Source organism: Oceanicaulis sp. (assembly GCF_965249665.1).
Lineage (GTDB): Bacteria > Pseudomonadota > Alphaproteobacteria > Caulobacterales > Maricaulaceae > Oceanicaulis.
This window is the reverse complement of sequence record NZ_OZ252247.1, coordinates 1,695,709-1,716,002: the sequence shown is the minus strand read 5'-3', so window position 1 is coordinate 1,716,002 and position 20,294 is coordinate 1,695,709. Positions and strand designations below refer to the sequence as shown.

At 61.0% G+C, this 20,294-nt stretch carries 16 protein-coding genes; 3 read left to right on the top strand and 13 right to left on the bottom strand.

What is annotated here, in order from left to right; genetic code table 11:
- Positions 1-125: 125 nt before the first annotated feature.
- The 4 genes from ACP154_RS08245 to putA form a co-directional block, all read right to left on the bottom strand.
- A complete protein-coding gene (locus tag ACP154_RS08245) occupies positions 126-1,160 on the bottom strand; it encodes a lipid A deacylase LpxR family protein (RefSeq protein WP_421859997.1) in 1,035 nt (344 codons plus the stop codon).
- Positions 1,161-1,204: 44 nt separating this feature from the next.
- Positions 1,205-2,164, bottom strand: a complete 960-nt coding sequence (locus ACP154_RS08240) for a lipid A-modifier LpxR family protein (RefSeq protein ID WP_421860000.1) — start codon at positions 2,162-2,164, stop codon at positions 1,205-1,207.
- A gap of 188 nt (positions 2,165-2,352) precedes the next feature.
- A complete protein-coding gene (locus ACP154_RS08235) occupies positions 2,353-4,233 on the bottom strand; it encodes a ribonucleoside-diphosphate reductase subunit alpha (protein WP_421860002.1) in 1,881 nt (626 codons plus the stop codon).
- 297 nt (positions 4,234-4,530) lie between these two features.
- On the bottom strand, positions 4,531-7,674 hold the full coding sequence (gene putA, locus ACP154_RS08230; protein ID WP_421860004.1) for a bifunctional proline dehydrogenase/L-glutamate gamma-semialdehyde dehydrogenase PutA: 3,144 nt from the start codon (positions 7,672-7,674) through the stop codon (positions 4,531-4,533).
- 667 nt (positions 7,675-8,341) lie between these two features.
- On the opposite strand from putA, the gene ACP154_RS08225 reads away from it, so the two are divergent.
- The gene (locus tag ACP154_RS08225) at positions 8,342-9,418 is read left to right on the top strand and encodes a glycosyltransferase family 4 protein (protein ID WP_421861372.1); all 1,077 of its coding nucleotides are present in this window, start codon (positions 8,342-8,344) and stop codon (positions 9,416-9,418) included.
- A gap of 76 nt (positions 9,419-9,494) precedes the next feature.
- On the opposite strand, the gene ACP154_RS08220 is transcribed toward ACP154_RS08225, so the two are convergent.
- From ACP154_RS08220 to ACP154_RS08200, 5 genes are all read right to left on the bottom strand, one after another.
- Positions 9,495-10,112: a DUF4167 domain-containing protein gene (locus ACP154_RS08220; protein WP_424993778.1), complete on the bottom strand. Its 618-nt coding sequence runs from the start codon at positions 10,110-10,112 to the stop codon at positions 9,495-9,497.
- Positions 10,113-10,366: 254 nt separating this feature from the next.
- Complete coding sequence (gene prmC, locus ACP154_RS08215; protein ID WP_421861374.1) at positions 10,367-11,215, bottom strand: peptide chain release factor N(5)-glutamine methyltransferase; 849 nt, start codon at positions 11,213-11,215, stop codon at positions 10,367-10,369.
- A gap of 5 nt (positions 11,216-11,220) precedes the next feature.
- Complete coding sequence (gene prfA / locus ACP154_RS08210; protein ID WP_421860009.1) at positions 11,221-12,294, bottom strand: peptide chain release factor 1; 1,074 nt, start codon at positions 12,292-12,294, stop codon at positions 11,221-11,223.
- Positions 12,295-12,358: 64 nt separating this feature from the next.
- Entirely contained in the window at positions 12,359-12,943 is a 585-nt protein-coding gene (locus ACP154_RS08205; RefSeq protein WP_421860012.1) for a TIGR00730 family Rossman fold protein, read from the bottom strand.
- Positions 12,944-13,000: 57 nt separating this feature from the next.
- The gene (locus tag ACP154_RS08200) at positions 13,001-13,342 is read right to left on the bottom strand and encodes a Spx/MgsR family RNA polymerase-binding regulatory protein (protein ID WP_421860013.1); all 342 of its coding nucleotides are present in this window, start codon (positions 13,340-13,342) and stop codon (positions 13,001-13,003) included.
- A gap of 97 nt (positions 13,343-13,439) precedes the next feature.
- Between ACP154_RS08200 and ACP154_RS08195 the strand changes: the two genes are divergently transcribed.
- Positions 13,440-14,690 (top strand): serine hydrolase domain-containing protein, encoded by a 1,251-nt coding sequence (locus ACP154_RS08195; protein WP_421860016.1) that lies wholly within the window; start codon positions 13,440-13,442, stop codon positions 14,688-14,690.
- Here the strand turns inward: ACP154_RS08195 and ACP154_RS08190 are convergent.
- A complete protein-coding gene (locus ACP154_RS08190) occupies positions 14,687-15,106 on the bottom strand; it encodes an MAPEG family protein (RefSeq protein ID WP_107712514.1) in 420 nt (139 codons plus the stop codon). The genes ACP154_RS08195 and ACP154_RS08190 overlap by 4 nt on opposite strands.
- A 190-nt stretch (positions 15,107-15,296) precedes the next feature.
- On the opposite strand from ACP154_RS08190, the gene ACP154_RS08185 reads away from it, so the two are divergent.
- On the top strand, positions 15,297-15,707 hold the full coding sequence (locus ACP154_RS08185) for a hypothetical protein (RefSeq protein WP_421860018.1): 411 nt from the start codon (positions 15,297-15,299) through the stop codon (positions 15,705-15,707).
- A 24-nt stretch (positions 15,708-15,731) separates the two neighbouring features.
- Here ACP154_RS08185 and ispG read toward each other — a convergent pair whose 3' ends face one another.
- The 3 genes from ispG to ptsP form a co-directional block, all read right to left on the bottom strand.
- Positions 15,732-16,874 (bottom strand): flavodoxin-dependent (E)-4-hydroxy-3-methylbut-2-enyl-diphosphate synthase, encoded by a 1,143-nt coding sequence (ispG, locus tag ACP154_RS08180; protein ID WP_421860021.1) that lies wholly within the window; start codon positions 16,872-16,874, stop codon positions 15,732-15,734.
- A 103-nt stretch (positions 16,875-16,977) separates the two neighbouring features.
- Positions 16,978-17,853 (bottom strand): helix-turn-helix domain-containing protein, encoded by an 876-nt coding sequence (locus ACP154_RS08175; protein ID WP_421860024.1) that lies wholly within the window; start codon positions 17,851-17,853, stop codon positions 16,978-16,980.
- A gap of 75 nt (positions 17,854-17,928) precedes the next feature.
- A complete protein-coding gene (gene ptsP / locus ACP154_RS08170) occupies positions 17,929-20,235 on the bottom strand; it encodes a phosphoenolpyruvate--protein phosphotransferase (protein ID WP_421860027.1) in 2,307 nt (768 codons plus the stop codon).
- Positions 20,236-20,294: the final 59 nt, after the last annotated feature.

Here is a 20,294-nt window from a genome sequence, read left to right as displayed (position 1 = left end):
GATAGCGCTTTGGCCCCTCATTTCCACTAGATATTGTGTCACAACGAGTCTGGTTTCCAGTGTATTAATCGGGTTTTCCACGCTGGAAGAAACTTGACCCCCGAACGACTCAAATGCCGCCTTCGCTAAAAGGCGCGAGAGAGCGCGATGGCGCCAAACCGTTGCGGCCCGTTCTGTCCGTCATACTGCTCGCTTCGCACCACATAGGTAAAGGCCAGTCGATAGTGATTGATATGGAGCGCCGCGCCCGCCTGCACATCCCCAACCCAGATATTGCGCTCTACTGAAGCTGAGTCGCGAAACGTATTACCGTCGAGAAAAACATCTCGGCCCACCGCATATCCGCCCAGACTGGCGAACACATAGGCGGACACCGGCTGGTTTGGCGTGAAAATGCTGGACGGGGACAAGGCCGGGCGCATGCGCGGCGGCGCGAACGAGTCCTGCAGATCGGTTCCGAACCGGACAGTCGCCCCCACGGACAGATCGGTGCGCAAAGTGCCCAGCGTCAGGCCGCTATGCCCCATCAGATCCGCCCGATAGGCGCCAAACTCCCATTGGTGAAGGCGCTCCGTCCTCTGCCCTGAAATGGCGAACACCAGCTCGTCATGCAATTGCCCATCCCAACCGCGCGGTTCCTTGCCGTCGATCAGCTGGTGCCAGCGAGACTGGACAAATTCGCCCTGCGCGCTGGGTCCGATCAGCCCCACATCAACAAGTATGGTGTGTTCGCTATTGGCCGTCCGGGCTGAGGCGAACCAGTTCACGCTCAGATGAGCGGCATAGGGGTGATCATCGGAGGGCGGATCATCCAGCGTGATGTCACTGGCCGTATAGAGCGTATGCGCCAGCGCATAGCCTTCGCGCAGAGACGCGCCCTTGAGTCTGACGAAGGGCTGGGTGCGGGCGGCTTGCAAGAGCCAGGGGCTAACAGCCTCTTCAGCGGACACCCATTCCAGCCGCAGGCCATTCGTGTAATGCCGATCCGTACCGCCGAACATGTCATTCTCGATAACGACGGTCAGCACTTCGCCTTCTTGGGGTTGGAAGAAGTCCGGAAAATCGGGGAAGTCAGACACATCCGACGCGCGCGCCGTTTCAAATCCCGAGACCAGTCCGCAACAGACCGTCAGGAGCGCCGCAAGGCAAAATAGTCTCAATGCACGCCCCTCTGACGCGCGTCTGACGGCGCGTACACTCAGTCTTACCGGCGCAGCGTCAATGAGAACGCCGCGAACCCTTCAGATGTTTCCCAGGATTCATTGGGCAAGGCGTAACGTGTTTCACGCTGGATATAAGCGAAAGACAGATCCGCACCGCCGAACCGGGCGGCGACGCCCGCCTGAGCATCGCCCACGGTCGCATAAGGCCCCATGGCGAGCGCATTGCGCATATTGAAGCCCGCGCCCGGATCATACATCAGCGCTTGCTGGTCAGCGCCGGCGAAGAACCACCAGGCGGGACGATCCGCGCCGAACCCTTCATCAAGATATTGACCAAGCCGGACGGTGGCGCCCGCCTCGGCTGCGGGGCCGTCCTGACCGATGGAGACGCCGGCGCGCGGCGCCACGCCCACATCCAGACCGTCCAGGCCGCCGCGGGCGTCAAATGCGTTCTCATACCGCAAGGTCATGCGACTTGCTGACCGACCCGCAGGATCAATCGTGCTGCCTGCTATGTCGGCATAGGATTCAGAGAGCGCTGACAAGGCTGCATCCGGAGCGCGTCCATCGAACAAAGAGACGGAGATGCGACCGCCCTGCGGTGTTTCCATCAGGGTGGTTCCCGCCTGATAGAGCGCAGAAAACCCCTCCATCGCGGCGCTGTCGGAGCGGACACTGAGCGCGGCCCCGGCCAGTCGCGCTGCATCCGGCCGAGCAGACTGCGAATCAGAGCCGATAAAATCGGTGTAGCTGGGTGACCAGCCCAAGGTCTGGGAAGCCGTATAATCCACGCCGTCATGGCGAGGGCGCGGGTGCGCCAGCTCGTCCTGAAGCGGACCCATGATCATGGCGCGCAGTTCCTGCGACGCCTGCGACTGTTGGGCGAAAGCACTGGCGCCCAATGAGGATAGTGGAACCAGGCACGCCGCCGCGCACGCACCAACCAGAGCCAGATGGCTCTGCGTCGATTTCCGCACTTTGCTTGCGTTAGGCGTGGTCATACCGGTCCCCATCGGCTTCAACCTGCGATACTCAAATCATAGCATGAACAATGGCTATATTGAGATCAAGGAGGCTTCTTTAGGGTTAACAGATCATAAAAAATAAAAGCTCAAATTTTTCAAAGCTATAAAATGAAAAACCCCGGCGCGAGGCCGGGGTTCTTACAATATTCACAAAACTTCTGGCGCTACTGACAGGCGAGGCATTCGTCATAGTCCTTGGGAGCGGCGTCCCCCATGGCTTTGGACATCTCGTCTTTCTCGCCAGCCCCGGCATAGGCTGCGCGCTGGACCGATTTGGAGCGGCAATAGTAAAGCGATTTGACGCCCTTCTCCCAAGCCGACCAATGCAGCATGTGCAGATCCCATTTGTTCACATCACCGGGCAGGAACAGGTTCAGCGACTGCGCCTGGCAAACGAAAGGCGAACGGTCAGCAGCGTGCTCGATGACCCAGCGCTGATCCAGTTCAAACGCGGTCTTGAACACGTCTTTCTCAAGCTCATCCAGGCAATCAAGATGTTGGACCGAGCCTTCATGCTCCAAGATGGAGGACCAGATGGTCGGCGTGTTCTGGCCTTTCTCCTCAAGCAGCTGCTCAAGATACGGATTTTTGACCGTGAACGAGCCTGACAGGGTCTTGTGCGTGTAGACATTGGCCGGGATCGGCTCGATCCCCGCAGAGGTGCCGCCACAGATGATGGAGATCGACGCGGTCGGCGCGATCGCCAGCTTGTGGGAGAAGCGCGCCTTGACGCCGTTCTCGTCCGCATCCGGGCACGCGCCTCGCTCTTCAGCCAGTTTGACAGACGCTTTGTCTGCGCCTTGGCGGATATGCTGGAACATACGCTTGTTCCAGGACTGGGCCATGGCGGATTCAAAGGGCACATTCATCTTCTGCAAGAAGGAGTGATAGCCCATCAGGCCCAAGCCGACAGAGCGTTCCCGCGCGGCGGAGTATTTCGCGCGCTCCATCTCATCGGGCGCACGCTCAATGAAGTCCTGCAAGATGTTGTCGAGGAAGCGGAAGATATCCTCAAGGAACCGCGCATCGTCTTTCCACTCAAGGAACTTCTCGGCGTTCAGAGAAGACAGACAGCACACAGCGGTGCGGTCATTGCCCAGATGATCCACGCCGGTCGGCAGCGTGATTTCCGAACACAGATTGGACTGACGCACCTTCAGACCCAGCTTGCGCTGGTGAGCGGGCAGATTGTTGTTCACCGTGTCGGAGAACAAAATGTAGGGCTCTCCGGTCTGCAGGCGGACTTCCAGAATTTTCTGCCACAGCTTGCGAGCATTGACGGTTTTGACCACCTCGCCAGAGCGTGGCGAAATCAGTTCAAAGTCCTCATCCTTGGCGACGGCCTCCATGAACGCGTCCGACACGTTGAGGCCATGGTGAAGGTTGAGGCTCTTGCGGTTGAAGTCGCCCGACGGTTTGCGGATTTCGAGGAATTCCTCGATTTCGGGATGGTGGATGTCGAGATACACCGCCGCAGAGCCGCGCCGCAGCGAGCCTTGGGAGATCGCCAGGGTGAGGGAATCCATCACCCGGATGAAAGGAATGATGCCGGAGGTCTGGCCGTTCTGACCGACTTTTTCGCCGATCGAGCGGACGCTGCCCCAATAGGTGCCGATGCCGCCGCCATTGGAAGCCAGCCAGACATTCTCTGTCCAGGTTGAAACGATGTCGCCCAGCGAATCGTCCACCGAATTCAGGAAGCACGAGATCGGCAGGCCGCGATCCGCGCCGCCATTAGACAGGACGGGCGTCGCCGGCATGAACCACAGATTGGACATGTAGTCATAAAGGCGCTGCGCATGCTCAAGGTCGTCGGCATAGGCCGTCGATACGCGCGCGAACATGTCTTGATAGGATTCGCCGGGCAGAAGGTAGCGATCAACCAGCGTCTTCTTGCCGAAATCGGTCAGAAGCGCGTCACGCGAGGGGTCAATCTTAACCTTATCCACCAGTCGGAGCTGAACAGATTTGGGCTTGCCGCGCAGGCTGGAAGCGGACTCCTGTGCGCGAGCTCCGGTAGCGTGGGCTTGGTCGAAAGGCGTCATCTCTACCCGCTCCAATTCAGCATCGCGCATCTGACCTGCGAGAGGTCGTTTTCCCGCGCGCTGCTTAAGAAAAACCTATACATGGTGTGCGGCTTCCCCCGGAAACCGCAACATATAGTGCTTGGGTCCTGTCAGACCGTCAACGGGTCAAACCGGCCCCCAGCCGCTTTTTTCGTAAACAAAGTCCTACCAGAAAACGCTCCGGGCCCGGACTCGTTAAGGAGTCCGGGCCCGGGGATAAATGCGGTTTCTTGTGGATATCTGGCGAGAGCGCCGATGCCCCTATTGGGGGTCGGGTTAACCCAAAGACAGAAGTTCAGGGTCCCCACCCTGCGCCGCCACGTTAATGGTGACCGTATGCTCGGAGGCGAACCGGTAGATATAGTGGGGGCCGCCCGCCTTTGGGCCCGTGCCTGACAAGCCTTCGCCGCCGAAGGGCTGCACGCCCACCACCGCGCCGGTGATGTTGCGATTCACATAACAATTGCCCGCCGGCACGATCGCGCGCACCCGCTCGGCGAATCGATCCAGGCGACTGTGCACGCCCAAAGTCAGCCCATAGCCCTTGTCAGCGAGCTGACGCGCCACGGTCTCAAGCTCAGAGCGCTTGTAGCGCAGCACGTGCATGATCGGGCCAAACTTCTCATCGGTCAGCTGATCCATGGACGTGATTTCCACCAGGGTGGGCGAGAAGAATCGCCCTTTGGCCGCCAGTTCGTCACTCAGCGGCGCGCGGTGCAGCACCTTGGCCTCAGAGGCCATACGCTCCACATGGCTTTCGAGCATGGAATAGGCGTCTGCATCGATCACCGGGCCGATATCTGTGGACGCGTCCGCCGGATCGCCCAGCTTGAGCATATCCATCGCGCCTTTCAGCCCTTCAATCAGATGATCGCCGATCTCGTCGGGAATCAGCAGCAGACGCAAAGCCGAACAGCGTTGGCCCGCTGAGCCGAAAGCAGAGAGAATCGCATCATCGATCACTTGCTCGTGCAAAGCGGAGGTGTCCACGAACAGGCCGTTCAGACCGCCCGTCTCTGCGATCAGCGGCACGATGGGGCCGTCCTTGGCCGCCAACGTCCGATTGATGATTCGCGCCACATCGGTGGAGCCGGTGAACGCGACGCCGTCCACGCCCGGCAGCCCGGTCAGCGCCGCGCCGATCTTGCCGTCACCGGGAATCAGATGCAGCACGCCTTCAGGCAATCCGGCTTCGAGATAGAGTTTGACCGCTTCAAACGCGATCAGCGGGCTTTGCTCGGCGGGCTTGGCCAGTACGCTATTGCCCGCGGCCAGAGCCGCCGCCACCTGACCGGTGAAAATCGCCAGCGGGAAGTTCCACGGGCTGATACAGACGAAGACGCCGCGCCCGCCAAGACCGAGATGGTTGGTCTCGCCCGCAGGCCCGGGAAGCCGCACCGGCTCACCAAATTTGGTCTCCGCCTCGACAGCGTAATAACGCAGGAAGTCCACGGCCTCGCGCACTTCAGCCACGCCGTCCAGCAAGGTCTTTCCGGTTTCCCGCGCCATCAGGGCGAGCAAACGGTCGGTGTTGGCTTCAAGGCTATCAGCCATGTCGCGCAGAATTTTCGCGCGCGCCGGCCCGCCCTTGGCGTTCCAACCCGGCTGGGCGGCACGCGCAGCCTGATAGGCGCGCTCCACATCCTCTTCTGTGGATTCGTGCAAGGTCGCGACCTGGAAGCTCTCATCCGCGGGGCTCGTCATCGGCGCACCCCAATCGGTCAGCGCCTCGCCGTTGATGATAGGCCCGCAAGGATAGGGCGCATCAGCGTCAAACGCCGCTTGTGCGTCCGCCAGACGCTCCCGCACAGCCGATTGCGTCAGGTCCGTGCCTTTGGAGTTCAGGCGCGCGGGGCCATAGAGTTTTGGCGGGATGGAGATGAAGGGGTGCCGGTCCAGGGTCGGGGCCGCCTTGAACGGGCCGCTGGCCACGTCTGCAGCAGGCACGTCTTCGTCCAGGAACGCATGAACGAACGAGGTGTTCGCCCCGTTTTCCAACAGGCGCCGCACCAGATAGGGCAACAGGTCTTCGTGACTGCCCACGGGCGCATAGACGCGCACGGCGCCCAGATCCGGGAACGCCTCGGCGGCGGCGGCGTATAGCGGCTCGCCCATGCCATGCAGGCGCTGGAATTCATAAGGCGGGTTGCCGGTCTCGGCTGCAATCTGACGCACCGCACACAGGGTATGCGCATTATGCGTGGCGAATTGCGGGAAGATAGCGTCCGGCGCCGCCAGCATCAGGCGTGCACACGCCAGATAATTGAGGTCCGTCGCCGGCTTGGTGGTCCAGACAGGAAAATCGGGCTGGCCGTTCATCTGGGCGAATTTGATCTCGGTATCCCAATAGGCGCCTTTCACCAGGCGCACCATGAACCGACGACCACAATCCTGGCCCAGCTCAATGAGCTTTTGCAGCACGGCGGAAGCCCGTTTTTGATAGGCTTGGATCACAATGCCAAGGCCGTCCCACCCCGCCAGAGACGGATCGCGGGCCAGCCGATCAAAAATCTTGAGCTGAATGACCAGACGGTCGCTCTCTTCCGCATCCAGGCTGAAGCCCAGATCGGCGGCTTTCGCGGCTTGCGCCAGCTCCAGCGCCCGCGGGTAGAGCTCGTCCATCACCTGGTCTTGCTTGACGGCCTGATAGCGCGGATGGAGCGCCGTCAGCTTGACGCTCACGCCGTCCACATCTTCAGCGCCGCCCGTCTGGCGTTTGGCGGCGACGGCCTGAATGGCGTCGAGATATTTCTTTTGATAGCGCTGCGCGTCGGCATCGGTGCGCGCGCCCTCGCCCAGCATGTCAAAGCTGAAGAGCGGCTTCACGGAGCCATAGGTTTTCCAGCTGCGCCCACGCTTGATCGCACCTTCAATAGTGCGGCCCAGAACAAACTGCTCGCCCAGTATGCGCATGGCGCGGCGCGTGGCGGTTCGGATCACCGGCTCACCGAGACGGCTGGCCATCTGCTTGAAGTATTCGCCAGGATTTCTCTGGGCGCCCTTGTCCACTTTCAGGATGGAGCCCGTCATCATCAGCCCCAGAGTGGAGGCGTTGACCAGCCAGTTGTCGGATTTCCACGCATGCTCGACCCAGGATCCCGATCCGATCTTTTCGGCGATCAACGCATCGGCGGTCTCTGCGTCCGGCACACGCAACAAGGCTTCCGCCAGGCACATCAGCGCCAGGCCTTCTTTATTGCTGAGACCAAATTCCTGCAGGAAGCTTTCCATCAAGCCGCCGCCATGGCGGGTGGCGCGCGCGCGCTCGACCAGATCAATCGCCGCATCGCCCGCCGCCTGGCGCGCTTGCGGGCTCAACCCCACCGCGTCATCCAGCAGGCGAGCCGCCTGACGCTCGTCAGCGAATTTGTCGCCATCCAGAACGTCCCAGTCGATGTTTACGTCTGTCCAATCGCGCATGGTCGAAAACCTCTCGAACCCAGAGCGGCCGGCGCATCCGGCCCTGTCAATCTGACAATGCTTGCTCGACCCATAGAATTCAAGCCCCGCTATACGAAATCAGTATAAGTCCGCAGAGCGCCGCATTGCAGCATGACTGCATAGAATTTATTTTGAGCTGAAAATATCTAAGTTGATTTCAGTAATTACCATTACAGAACACACCTCGAGTACGAGCTCCTAGCTTTACTTCATCGCAGATTTTAATGGCAGCAATCTTGGAAGCGCCATGTCTGCCTACCGAAATTTTCTATTTCAATCAGTTCGCAAGTCTTTGTATAGTTTCAAAAATCTATTTATCTCAACGTAGATACAAAGGAATTGCGTCCGGTTCTCTCTGCGAAATCTGCAAAACCTGACTGTTTGGCCAGGCGCCTCCTGCAGACACGTCCTTCTCTGAAGATTTTATCGCTCGTCTGCGCTGCGTTGCGTGAACGCAGACAAAGCTTGGTCACATCACAAACGGCCGAACGCAGCCATCGTTCCCAGATCAAGCCAAATCCCCGACCCGATCCCTCAGCAAACAGGCCGGGCGCCGACAGCCCTTCGACAAACGGCTAAAACACGCTAAACCGGCGCTAAGAGACACAAGGTTCTGGAGATCCGTCCCATGGAGGAAAGCGCTCCGCTGCGCATACTGCTCGTCACCGATGCGTGGGAGCCTCAGGTCAATGGCGTCGTGCGGACGCTTTCACGCACAGTGGAAGAGTGCCGCGCCATGGGTCATGAGGTCGAAGTGATTCACCCTGGCCTCGGCTTCAAGACCTTTCCGCTGCCGACCTATCCCGAGATCAAGATGGCGGTCGGTGCGCGCAAGGATCTGGAAGCGCGGTTCAAGGCGTTTGAACCTGAAGCGATCCACATCGCCACTGAAGGCTCGCTAGGCCAGGCCGCGCGAGCGATCTGCCTGAAGTGGAAGCTGCCCTTCACCACCAGCTATCACACCAAATTCCCCGAATATGTGCATGCGCGCTTGCCGTTCATTCCGATCTCGGCGGGCTATTGGTTCATGCGGCGCTTCCACAATTCGGGCAATCGGCTGATGGTCGCCACGCCGTCCATGCGCGACATGCTGACCGAGCGCGGCTTTAACAACATCACCCCCTGGGCGCGCGGCGTGGACACAGAACTGTTCCACCCCGACAAGCGCCATATGGGCGGGGAAAGCGTCTATGAAGGACTGCAGGGGCCGATCTTCGTCTATATCGGCCGGGTCGCCGTCGAGAAGAATATCGAATCCTTCCTCGACCTCGATCTGCCTGGCACCAAGGTCATTGTCGGCCCGGGCCCGCAGCTTGAAGAGCTGAAGAAAAACTATCCCGAGGTCGTGTTCACCGGCAATAAGTCCGGCGATGAACTGGCGCGTCACTTCGCCGACGCTGACGTCATGGTCTTCCCCAGCTTCACCGACACATTCGGGCTGGTGATCCTGGAATCAATGGCGACAGGCACCCCGGTCGCCGCCTATGTCGCGAACGGCCCGAAGGACATTATCCCTGGCTCCAAGGCGGGATCGGTGAATGACGATCTGAAAACGGCATGCCTGGAGGCGCTTGAGATGAAGCGCGAAGATTGCCGGACTTACGCCGAGAAATACTCCTGGCGGTCCTGCGCAGAAGAGTTCGTCCAGAACCTCAAACCCCAGCCCCGCCCCGAGCGCCGTCGCTTCTGGCGCCGCCTACGCCGACTGGGTCGCCGCGGCTGATCAGAACATCGGTTCTAAACACAAAAAGGCTGGAGCATCGCTCCAGCCTTTTTTTCGTGCATTCGCTCTGAAAGGCTCAGGCCGCCTCGCCGGCATCCTTGGAGGAGCGTTTCTCACCTTCGCCATCAGCCGCATCAAGGGCTTTCTGGGCGTCCACATCCGCTTTCGGGCGACGGGTGCGTGTGCGCTTTTTCGGCTTCTCTTCGGCCGAAGGCTGGCTGTCGCCGTCTTCCGACGGCGTCGAAGACGACGCGCCCGTGCTCTCAGGGTCAACCACCTGCAGCGGGTCATCGCTGCCTGACGGCTCGTCCCGGCGACGGCGACCGCGCGGGCGGCGCTGACGCGGCGCGTCCTCAGCCTGGTTGGAGCCGGAGGCGTTGTCAGAGCCGGCGTCGCTCTGACCCTCGGCGGCCTCGTCGGCGCCGTCAGCATCGTCCTGATTGCCGTTATTGTCCTCACGCTCATCGCGTTTGGGCTGGTTGGCCTGAACGATGCGCAGATAGTGCTCGGCGTGCTGATAATAGTTTTCAGCCATCACCCGGTCCCCGGCGGAGGACGCATCGCGGGCCAGCTGCATGTATTTGTCGTAGATATGAGAGGGGGCGCCCCGAACTTTTACATCCGGCCCGTTGCTCTCATATGAGCGATTGCTGGGCGATCCGGCCTTTCGGCCTCGTCCGCGTTGACGCTTCATGTTCAAGAACCTGATCTCTTTTCGGGTTGTTGATACCATTAAGGCCGACACGACACCGCGAAATTCGCGTCTATCGGCACGAGCGCAACCAAGATTGCGTCCGAACTCAATAGCGTGTGGGCCGATCGGTCAGCGGGGCGCTCAGTAATTGCGTCAGGACAGCCCCTGCCCCGACATGCATCACCCGCTGGACTTGCCCGCACCCTAGACGCAGCTGCAGGCAGATTCCAACACTTTTCTGCACGCATTTGAGCTCAGAGCGAAAAACGCAAGCTGACAACGCGGTCATTACCGGCCAAATCCTTCAAGATGCTCACCTCTTCAGCGCCGGCTTCACGTGCGGCCTGCTGCGCCATGGCGCCTTGGTCATAGCCGATCTCAAACAAAGCCAGCCCGCCAGGCTTCAAGAGGCGTGCGCCCTCGGCGAACAAATGCGGATAGGGCCCGAATCCGGTCACACCGCCGTCGAGCGCTAGCCGCGGCTCGAACACCCGAACTTCGGGCTCCAATGTCTCAAGCACATCTGTTGCGATATAGGGCGGGTTGGACACCACCAGGTCAAAAGCGCCTGAAACGCCATCCGCCCAATTGCACAACTGAAAGCGCACGCGTTCACTCAATGTAGTGCGCGCCGCATTCTCCGCCGCAACCTTCAGCGCCGCTTCGCTCAAATCGGTCGCCACTCCCGTGGCGTTCGGGAACTCGCTTAGCAAAGCCAGAATAATTGCGCCCGAGCCCGTCGCAATGTCGAGGATCCGCAAGGACGCCGATCGGTCCGGAAAAGCGGCCAGCGCCGCCTCGATCACGGTCTCTGTGTCCGCACGCGGGGTCAGCACATCGCGGGTGACTTTCAGCTCCAGCGTCCAGAAGGGCTGAACGCCGAGAATGTGCGATAGCGGTTCGCGCTGTTCGCGTCGCGCCACGAACGCGTCAAACTGTGTGCGCTCTTCAGCCGGCATGGGCTGGGTCATCTCGGTGAGCAGGCGCGCCGGACTCAGAGCGCTGGCCGCCAGCAGCAAGCGCCGCGCTTCATCGGCCGCATCCTCCAGCCCCGCCGCGCGTAACCGTTCAACAGCAGTCCGCAAAAGCGCAGCCCGGGTCACCCCGCTCAAGCGTCTTCCATCGCCGCAAGTTTTGCGGCCTGGTCTTCAGCGAGCAACGCATCAATGACTTCATCCAGGGCGTCGCCAGCCAGGATCTCATCAAGCTTGTAGAGCGTCAGGTTGATGCGATGGTCGCTGACCCGCCCCTGGGGGAAGTTATAAGTGCGAATGCGTTCAGACCGGTCGCCAGACCCCACCTGCCCCTTGCGCTCAGCGGCGCGGGCCTCATCCTTCTCGCGGCGCTCTTTTTCATAAAGGCGCGTCTTGAGCACCTGCATGGCGATGGCGCGGTTCTGGTGCTGGGACTTCTCCGAACTCACGACGACGATGCCGGTGGGAATGTGGGTCATGCGCACCGCGGATTCAGTCTTGTTCACGTGCTGACCGCCGGCGCCGGAGGCCCGCATGGTGTCGATGCGCAGATCCTCGTCCTTGATCTCGATCTCGACATTTTCAGGCTCGGGCAGCACGGCGACCGTGGCGGCGGATGTGTGAATGCGGCCGCCCGATTCTGTGACCGGAACGCGCTGAACCCGGTGAACGCCGGATTCAAACTTCATCTTGCCGAACACACCCTTGCCCTTCACCGACGCGATGATCTCCTTGTAACCGCCGACTTCCGCCTCGCTGGCTTCGACCACTTCGACCTTCCAGCCCTGATTGGAGGCGTAGCGCTCATACATGCGGAACAGATCGCCGGCGAACAACGCCGCCTCGTCGCCACCGGTGCCGGCGCGGATCTCGATCATGATTGAGGCGTCGTCATCGCGATCCTTGGGGATCAGCAGAAGCTGCAAATCCCGCTCAAGCGCGGGCAGGCGCTTTCTGAGTTCCTGTCGCTCCTCTTCGGCCAGCTCGACCATATCCTTGTCAGAGCCGTCCTCGATGATGGCTTCGGCTTCTGCAAGGCTGTCACGCGCGGTTTTCAACTCGCGCGCTTTCTCAGCCACCGTTTTGAGTTCGGCGTGCTCTTTGGAAAGCGAAACGATCTCTTCTGGATCAGCGGCGGCGCCCAAACGCGCCTCGACCTGATCGAACCGGTCGATGACCTGGTCCAGTTTTGCGTCCTGAATACTCATGCTTGATCAGTTACGCCCGGCAAGAGGATTTGGAAAGGGTGAGGGGCTGTAAAGTCGACAGCGACTAGACCTGCCCCGCCGCCAGCGTGGCGATCATGCCGGGGTGTTCGAAGGCTTCGAACTTCTCCAGAAGCTCTTCAATGGTTTCGCCCCGCACCAGCATCGCGCGATGCTTGTCCAGCAAGAAGCCTTCCTCAGTCATGTGGTCGATGAAGCCCAGAAGCTTGTCGTAATAGCCGTTCACATTGAGAACGCCCACCGGCTTTTCGTGGCGCCCAAGCTGGGACCAGGTCCAGACTTCAAACAATTCTTCCATCGTGCCGATGCCGCCAGGCATGGCGATGAAGGCGTCAGAGGCGTCCGCCATCATCAGCTTGCGCTCGTGCATGGAGGACACGATGTGCATGTCCTGAACGCGCGGATGAGCGATTTCTTTTTGATGCAGGAAGTCGGGAATGACCCCGTAAACTTGGCCGCCCGCATCAATGCAGGCATCGGCAACAAGGCCCATCAACCCCACCTGCCCCCCGCCATAGACCAGACGGATGTCGTTTTGAGCCAGTGTCTCGCCCACCGCTTGCGCGGCCTGGGCGTATTCGGGTGCGGCGCCCGGATTGGAGCCGCAATACACACAAATAGATTTTTTCATGAGCATCAATCTAGAGGGTCACGCCCTGATCCGATAGGGCCGTGAGCGCATACCGGCTCAGCCCTGTAGCGCCTTTTGCACATCAGTGGTCCAGCCTACCACTGTCCTTTCGCCCTGCTCGATCACCGGGCGTTTGATGAGAGTCGGGTTCTCGACAAGAAGTGCCGCTGGGTCTGACTCGACGCGCGCGCGCTGGTCCTCATCCAGACCGCGCCAGGTGGTGGAGCGGGTGTTGATCAACGCTTTCGCGCCCACCGCCTCCAGCCAAACCGGGACGCGATCGGCCAAATCCGCTTCGGCGCGAATATCGATGAACTCATGCACGATGCTGTTCGCCTGCAGGGCTCTTACTGCCTTCTTGCAGGTATCGCAGTTTTTGAGTCCGTAAACGCGGGTCATCCTTCATCCCTTTTGTCGTACACGAAACTGTTCATCGCCCGGTCAGATTATCTGGGCAAGGGTGAGCGCGCAGTATCGGAGCGACGCGGGGGAGAGCATGCCGTCAGTATTGAAAACCGGAATGACGCTGCTGGCGGGCCTCGTATTGCTCATAGCGGGCTGGGTCTTGATCAGCACGCAATGGGGCTGGAACGCCCTGCCGGACACCCCTTCTCCCACGGTGAACACTCTCGACACCCGGTTTGAAATCGCGGGGGTTGAGGCGGCGGAACGACTGGAAGCCATGCGCGCGCGCCATGGCGTACCCGGCGTCACCGCAGCGGTCGCCATAGATGGCGAACTGGTCTGGTCGGCAGGCGCAGGATGGGCGAATGTGCAGACGCAGACGCCCGCCACGCCTGACACCCTGTTCCGCATCGGCTCCACCTCGAAAGCCATGACCGCGACACTGATCGCCCGGCTTGTGGATCAGGGCGTGATCGACCCGGACGATACGGTCGGCGCACATGTCCCCGACGCCCCCAATGAAGACTGGCTGGAGATCGAACTCGACCAGCTTTTATCCCATACGGCGGGTTTTCCCGGCTATGAGAACAATTCTGACTGGCCGGACGCCTATGAAACCCTGCGCATGAAGCGCCAATATGACCAGGTGGAAGACAGCCTGGAGCTGGTGGATGACGCGCGCCTGCTGTCTGAACCGGGCGAGGCCTATTACTATAGCTCCTTCGATATTGTGCTGGCGGCGGTGATGGCTGAGCGCGCCACGGGTGAAGACTATGCCCGCTTGCTGGAACGCGAGATCCGCGCGCCTCTCGATCTTCCCACGCCAATACGCGCCAATGCGGGAGATGCGCCTGAGCAGGTGGCGCAATTCTACCAGTCACGCGGCAAAGGACAGATCCGCCCCCGCGGCGCGGTGAATGTCAGCCAGCGCTGGCCCAGCGGCGGACTGTATGCGCGCTCGGTTGATCTGGTGCAGGTCGCCAGCGCCTGGCTCGATGACGAGTATATTTCCGAAGCCACGCGCGAGCGCTTCTGGACGCCGATGCGGCTTAATTCAGGCGAGGTGAATGAAGAAGGCTATGCGCTCGGCTGGCGGGTGAACCCGCAGAGCATCTCCCGCTTTGGCGAGGATGCGCCGGTGCGCATCGTCCATCATGGCGGGGTCAGCCGCGGGGCGATGAGCTGGCTGATCCTTTACCCCGAGCTTGGTATCGCCGTAGCGGTGAACATCAATACCGAGACGGGTGAGTTCAGTGATTTCTCGAGTGTGGAGCCTGAAATCACGCGCCTGTTCGCCGAGGCGGTCGGCCGGACGCCCGAAAACGCCCGGCTGCCGGACTAGACCATCAACGCCAGCAGATTGCGCACGGCGATTACGATCAGAACGACGCTCGACAGAGAGAAAAGCACGAAGCGCACCGGGATGAAATTGATCGTCGCCTGGAAGATGCTGTGCGCCACGCGCAGGATCACATAGCCCCAGGCGAGGCCCACATTCAAAGGATCCGCCACACCGACCAGATGGCTGTAGGTCGCCAGTGCGTAGAAGACGACCGGCTGTTCATGCAGATGGTTATAGTTGTCTGCGATCTGCCGCACGGAGCGCGGCAGAACATCCATTTCAGACTTTTCCTTCATCTTGGCGGCGTTGATACCGGCTTTCTGCATGGCGGGAATGCGGGTGGCGTACATCCACAGCCACATCACCAAGGTCCAGCTCGCCAGCATCAACACTGGCGCCATCATGGATTGAAACATTTTTAAACTCCCCTAGACGGCCGCTCTTGTGGCGGCTCGAAGCAGAGCTAAGCGCATATTCGGTTTCATGGAAAGCGGCGCACGCGACCGCCGGCTCCCCTCTCATAGCGAGTTATGGCATTATTCACGCCTCCGGCCAGGACGCGCGCAGGGACAGGGTGCGTGAGAGGCCGGCCAAAGGGAGGATACAATGAGACCGATCAAAGTGCTGATTGGCGTCTTCGCCGCCATCGCTCTGGGGGCTGGCGGCTTTCTGCTGATGACCGCCAACGCCAGTGAAACCACGTTGCGCGAGAGCGCCGCCCAACGGGCGCCCGCCCGCGCCATGCAACGCCGTGTACCGGTCGCGCCGCCCGAGCACACCCGCACCTATGTGAACCAGAGCCCGGCCACGACCCTTCAAACCGGAGCAGACGGCATGACGCCCGTCCCCGATTATGATTGCAGTCACGCCAATGGCCAGGTGCAAGAGTGCTGGTGCGATGAACCGCTCGATTGCAAGGATATGGTCTTGAACGGGCCTTGCGGCGACGATGATATCTGGTGGACCAGTGGAGAGAGCACGCTGGGCTGTTCAATCCAGGCCACGAACAACAACTGATCCCGGCGGGCGGTGGTGGAAAGACTACTCCGCCGCCGCTTCGGACGCTTCGCGCTCGGCTTTCATCTTGGCGGCCTTGTCTTCGACCGCTTCGACAATGCGCTCGATCATGGTGTCGTTGGACACTTTTTCGTCGGCTTGGCCGGCGAAATACAGCATGCCTGAGCCCTTGCCGCCGCCGGTGAATCCCAGGTCCGTATAGGCGGCCTCGCCCGGCCCGTTCACCACGCAGCCGATAATCGACAGCGAGATGGGCTCGGAAATGTGCTCGAGACGATGTTCCAGGGTCTCGACGGTTTTGATGACGTCAAAGCCCTGCCGCGCACAACTTGGGCAAGCGATGATGTTCACACCGCGTGTGCGCAGGCCGAGAGATTTGAGAATGTCATAGCCGACCTTGATCTCTTCGATCGGGTCAGCGGACAGGGAAACACGGATGGTGTCGCCAATCCCGGCCCAGAGAAGCGATCCCAAGCCGATCGAGCTTTTCACTCCGCCCGTGCGCAGCCCGCCGGCTTCCGTGACGCCCAGATGCAAAGGGGCGTCGGTGGCTTCGGCCAGCGCCTGATAGGCGGCGACTGTCAGGAAGACGTCAGACGCCTTTACCGAAATCTTGTATTCGCGGAAATCGAGATCTTCGAGAATGCGCGCATGATTGAGCGCGCTTTCCACCATCGCGTCCGGGCACGGTTCCCCATATTTCTCCAGAAGCTCACGCTCCAGCGATCCGGCGTTCACCCCAATGCGGATTGAGCACCCATGATCGCGCGCGGCCTGAACCACCTCTTTCACCCGGTCCATCGAGCCGATATTGCCTGGATTGATCCGCAGGCAGGCGGCGCCCGCCTCGGCGGCTTCAATGCCGCGCTTGTAGTGAAAATGGATATCGGCGACTAGCGGGACTTTCGCAGCTTTCGCAATCGTCTTGAAGGCGGCGGTCGAGTCCGTATCCGGGCATGACACGCGCACAATGTCCGCCCCCGCCTCTTCCAGCGCCCGGATCTGGTTGATGGTCGCGTTGGCGTCCGTCGTGAGCGTATTGGTCATGGACTGGACGGAAATCGGCGCATCACCGCCCACAGCCACATCGCCCACATGGATCTGGCGGCTCTTGCGGCGGTCAATCATCCGCCAGGGCCGCACTTTGGTGTGATCTTCAACCGCCATGATCGCCGCCTCGCTTGGAGCAGGGTTTCAGTCTGACAGGGATATAAGCGCTGGAATGCGGTTAAGCGAGCCCCTCTGGCCGGGGCTGTCACGGCTGCAGCAGCTAGCCAGCGTCCGCTTCACGCAACGCCGTGAGCATAAACTCGGCGGCGGAGATATTGTCCACAGCTTGACCAGGTTCGCCCAGCGGGCCCATGGGCCGTCCAGCAGCCCGCACCAGAACCGCGCCAGCATCGTTCGTCGAAATGGTCAGCCCTGGCTCGTCCGGCGCGCGATAAAGCTCGCCTGGCTCAAGCTCACGCGCAGCGAGAATACGGCCCGATGCATCGCGGACCTCGATATCCACTCGGCCGCCCGCTTCCAGAACCAGCGTATTGCCCGCATGAGCGTCAGGCAGGCCAGACCAGATTGCGGCGCGGGTCGGTGCGCCGGAGCTTTCCAGCTCCACAAGCGGTGTTTCAGCGCGCATCAGCGCGTCCATGGGCGCAGCGGCGCCAGCGAACACTTCAGCGCGGGTCACGTAATTGCCGTACCAGCCCGCTGCGACGACCACGCCGCCCAGAATGAGCACTGCGCCAACCAGGCCGCGCGGCAGCTTGATCTCACGACGCTCCTGCGGCGCAGTCGGCTCGCCGCGACCGGCGTCGCAATCCACTTCTTCTTTGAACTGGCGAACGCAGTCGGCCACGTCCAGCCCGAGAAAGGCGGCGTAAGTGCGCAGATAGCCCACCGCATAAGCCTTTGACGGCAAGCCGCGGGAATCCATCGCTTCCAGAGCGTCCAGATAGTCACGTTTAATGCGGGTGCGGGCGGAGGCGCTGTCCAGGGTCAGTCCGGCATGAGTCCGGCTTAGCCGCAAGCGCTCGCCCAGGCTGACTCCTTCCAGCGCCGGCGCCGGCGCGCTGAACACCGCGTCAACAGGCACAAAGCCTGAATCATCTGACGTTGGTTCGTAATCGCGCATCTTCGCGTTCGCCATTTCCTGCGTCACAGTGGACGCTCCCCTCATAAGTGTGGCGCCCCAGCCTCACTCAAGACTATTCAACCAAATGCTTTAGTTTTTATCAACAACTTCTCGCGGCAATCCGATTTCTTTTCCAGCCTGGAGCATCCGGTCCCGCAAAGACGGAGCGCCGATTTTCGCGCCCTGCTGAATTTCAGCATCCAGCCAGGGCGTCAAACGGCTCAGATCGCAACCCGCCAACGCTTGCTTGACCGGCCCGATCGAACCCGCCGCCATCGACAGACTGCGATATCCCAGCGCCGCCAGGACACACGCCTCAAACGGCTGACCCGCCAATTCACCGCAGACATTCACAGGTTTGCCGTAAGCGTCACACGCTTGCCGAACATCCTTAAATAACCGTAACGCTGGCGCGCTGATCGGATCATACCGGTCAGACACGCGCGGGTTCTGACGATCCGCTGCGAAGAAATACTGCATCAGGTCATTGGCGCCGACAGACACGAAATCCGCCAGCTCCAGGCAGGCGTCCGGTGCAAACGCCACCGCAGGCGTCTCCAGCATTAACCCGACTCGAATGTCATCAGGGGCGTCATGTCCGTGACGTCGCGCCAGATCCAGCTCACGCTCCAGCACATCCCGCGCCGCAGCCAGTTCTTCGGCGACCGAAATCATGGGGAACAGCACATTGAGCGTACGTCCGCCCGAAGCGCGCACCAGCGCCCGAAGCTGGTACCGGGTCAGCGCAGGCCGATCGAGCCCCATGCGCAGCGCCCGCCAGCCCAAAGCCGGATTGGGTTCGCGCATGGACGAGATGAAGGATGTGACCTTGTCGCCGCCCAGATCGAGTGTGCGAAACACGACGGGCTTGTCGTCCGCCGCATCATAAACTGCCTTATACAATTCGATCTGCGCACTGAGCCGCGGCAGCGTATCGGCCACCATGAACTGAAATTCCGTGCGAAAAAGCCCAACGCCTGACGCGCCTGTGTCTTCAAGACGGTTCATCTCGACCAGAAGGCCGGCATTCATGCCCAGCGTCATCGCCTGACCGTCTGCGGTCTGCGCAGGCGCATCGCGCAAGTGTTCAAACGTCCGCTGTCGTTCGGCCAACATGGCGATCCGCTCGTCATAAGCGATGGTCACCTCGTCATTGGGACGCACGTGCAGAAGGCCGAATTCACCGTCCAGAATGACGCTGTCGCCTTCTTCCACCCGGTCAAGCGCACCTTCAAGCCGCCCCACCATCGGAATGCCAAGAGCCTTGGCGACAATGGCGGCATGGCTGGTGACGGAGCCTTCCTCAACGGCAATGCCAGCCAGACGCGAGCGGTCAAATTCCAGAAGTTCCGCAGGACCCACCGAGCGCGCCACAATGATCGCGTTCTCAGGCAGCCCCTCCTCTTGCGCCTCATCAGTGCGCGCCAGATGTCGAAGCAGCCGGTTGGCGAGGTCTTCAAGATCGTGAAGACGTTCCTGAAAGTGCGCATCGCGCGCTTTCATCAGGCGCGCCCGGTGTTCGTTTCGAACCCGCTCGACCGCGGCCTCCGCCGTCAGGCCTGCCCGGATCGCCTCGCCCAGCTGATTGAGCCAGCCGCGGTCATGGGCGAACATGCGGTAGGTTTCGAGCACTTCGCGCGACGGCGTGCCGATGGGCACGCGGCCGGAATCCAGAAGTTGGTCCACGGATCGGCGCAAGCGCGTGATCGCTTCGTTCAGGCGCGCTTCTTCCGCATCCGCGTCATCAGCCACAAGACGGGTGGAAAGCACATGCGGCTCATGCTTCACCGCGACGCCGCGCACCACGCCCGCCGAGAGGGCCAGGCCCTGAAACCGTTCAGGTTTCGAGAGCCGGACTTCCAGTTCCGAAAAGGCTTCCGCCTGCACAAGCTCGCCGGACGTGACGATTTCCGCCAGCAACATGGCGACGGTTTGCAGCGTTTCGATCTCTTCTTCGGTGGTCGGACGCACCGCCACTGTCTGCGCCGTCAGAACGCCCACAAGACGACCGCCGCGCAGGATCGGCACGCCCACAAAACTTTTGAACGGCTCCTCGCCGGTTTCGGGCTTGTAGGAGAAGCTGGGGTGAGAGGGCGCATCCTCGACTGCAAACGGACGCGCCCGACGCGCCACTTCGCCCACCAGGCCTTCACCAGCGCGAAGGCGCACCCGGTGTACGGCCGACGGGTCCAGGCCATGGGTCGCGGACAGCTCAAGAGCACCCGACGGCCGCACCAGATAGATCGAGCACACATCCGCACCCGTCTCTTCCGCAATGATGTCCGTGAGCCGGTCGAGACGCTTTTGCGCATCCTCCTGGGCCGCCATGAGATCGCGGATACGGCTGAGCAAACGGCGAGGGCCGCGCACGGTCGTGGACAGGCTTTGAGGCGTCATGGCGATCTGTCAGGCATCCTGTCTGGGGCCGCAGCAGGCGGAGCGCGCCCGCCTGAGTC

Coding starts and splice junctions, on each gene's coding strand:
- ACP154_RS08240 (WP_421860000.1), bottom strand. CDS start 2,164: ATGACCACGCCTAACGCAAGCAAAGTGCGGAAATCGACGCAGAGCCAT.
- ACP154_RS08235 (WP_421860002.1), bottom strand. CDS start 4,233: ATGACGCCTTTCGACCAAGCCCACGCTACCGGAGCTCGCGCACAGGAG.
- putA (WP_421860004.1), bottom strand. CDS start 7,674: ATGCGCGATTGGACAGACGTAAACATCGACTGGGACGTTCTGGATGGC.
- ACP154_RS08220 (WP_424993778.1), bottom strand. CDS start 10,112: ATGAAGCGTCAACGCGGACGAGGCCGAAAGGCCGGATCGCCCAGCAAT.
- prfA (WP_421860009.1), bottom strand. CDS start 12,294: ATGAGTATTCAGGACGCAAAACTGGACCAGGTCATCGACCGGTTCGAT.
- ACP154_RS08205 (WP_421860012.1), bottom strand. CDS start 12,943: ATGAAAAAATCTATTTGTGTGTATTGCGGCTCCAATCCGGGCGCCGCA.
- ACP154_RS08200 (WP_421860013.1), bottom strand. CDS start 13,342: ATGACCCGCGTTTACGGACTCAAAAACTGCGATACCTGCAAGAAGGCA.
- ACP154_RS08195 (WP_421860016.1), top strand. CDS start 13,440: ATGCCGTCAGTATTGAAAACCGGAATGACGCTGCTGGCGGGCCTCGTA.
- ACP154_RS08190 (WP_107712514.1), bottom strand. CDS start 15,106: ATGTTTCAATCCATGATGGCGCCAGTGTTGATGCTGGCGAGCTGGACC.
- ACP154_RS08185 (WP_421860018.1), top strand. CDS start 15,297: ATGAGACCGATCAAAGTGCTGATTGGCGTCTTCGCCGCCATCGCTCTG.
- ispG (WP_421860021.1), bottom strand. CDS start 16,874: ATGGCGGTTGAAGATCACACCAAAGTGCGGCCCTGGCGGATGATTGAC.
- ACP154_RS08175 (WP_421860024.1), bottom strand. CDS start 17,853: ATGGCGAACGCGAAGATGCGCGATTACGAACCAACGTCAGATGATTCA.
- ptsP (WP_421860027.1), bottom strand. CDS start 20,235: ATGACGCCTCAAAGCCTGTCCACGACCGTGCGCGGCCCTCGCCGTTTG.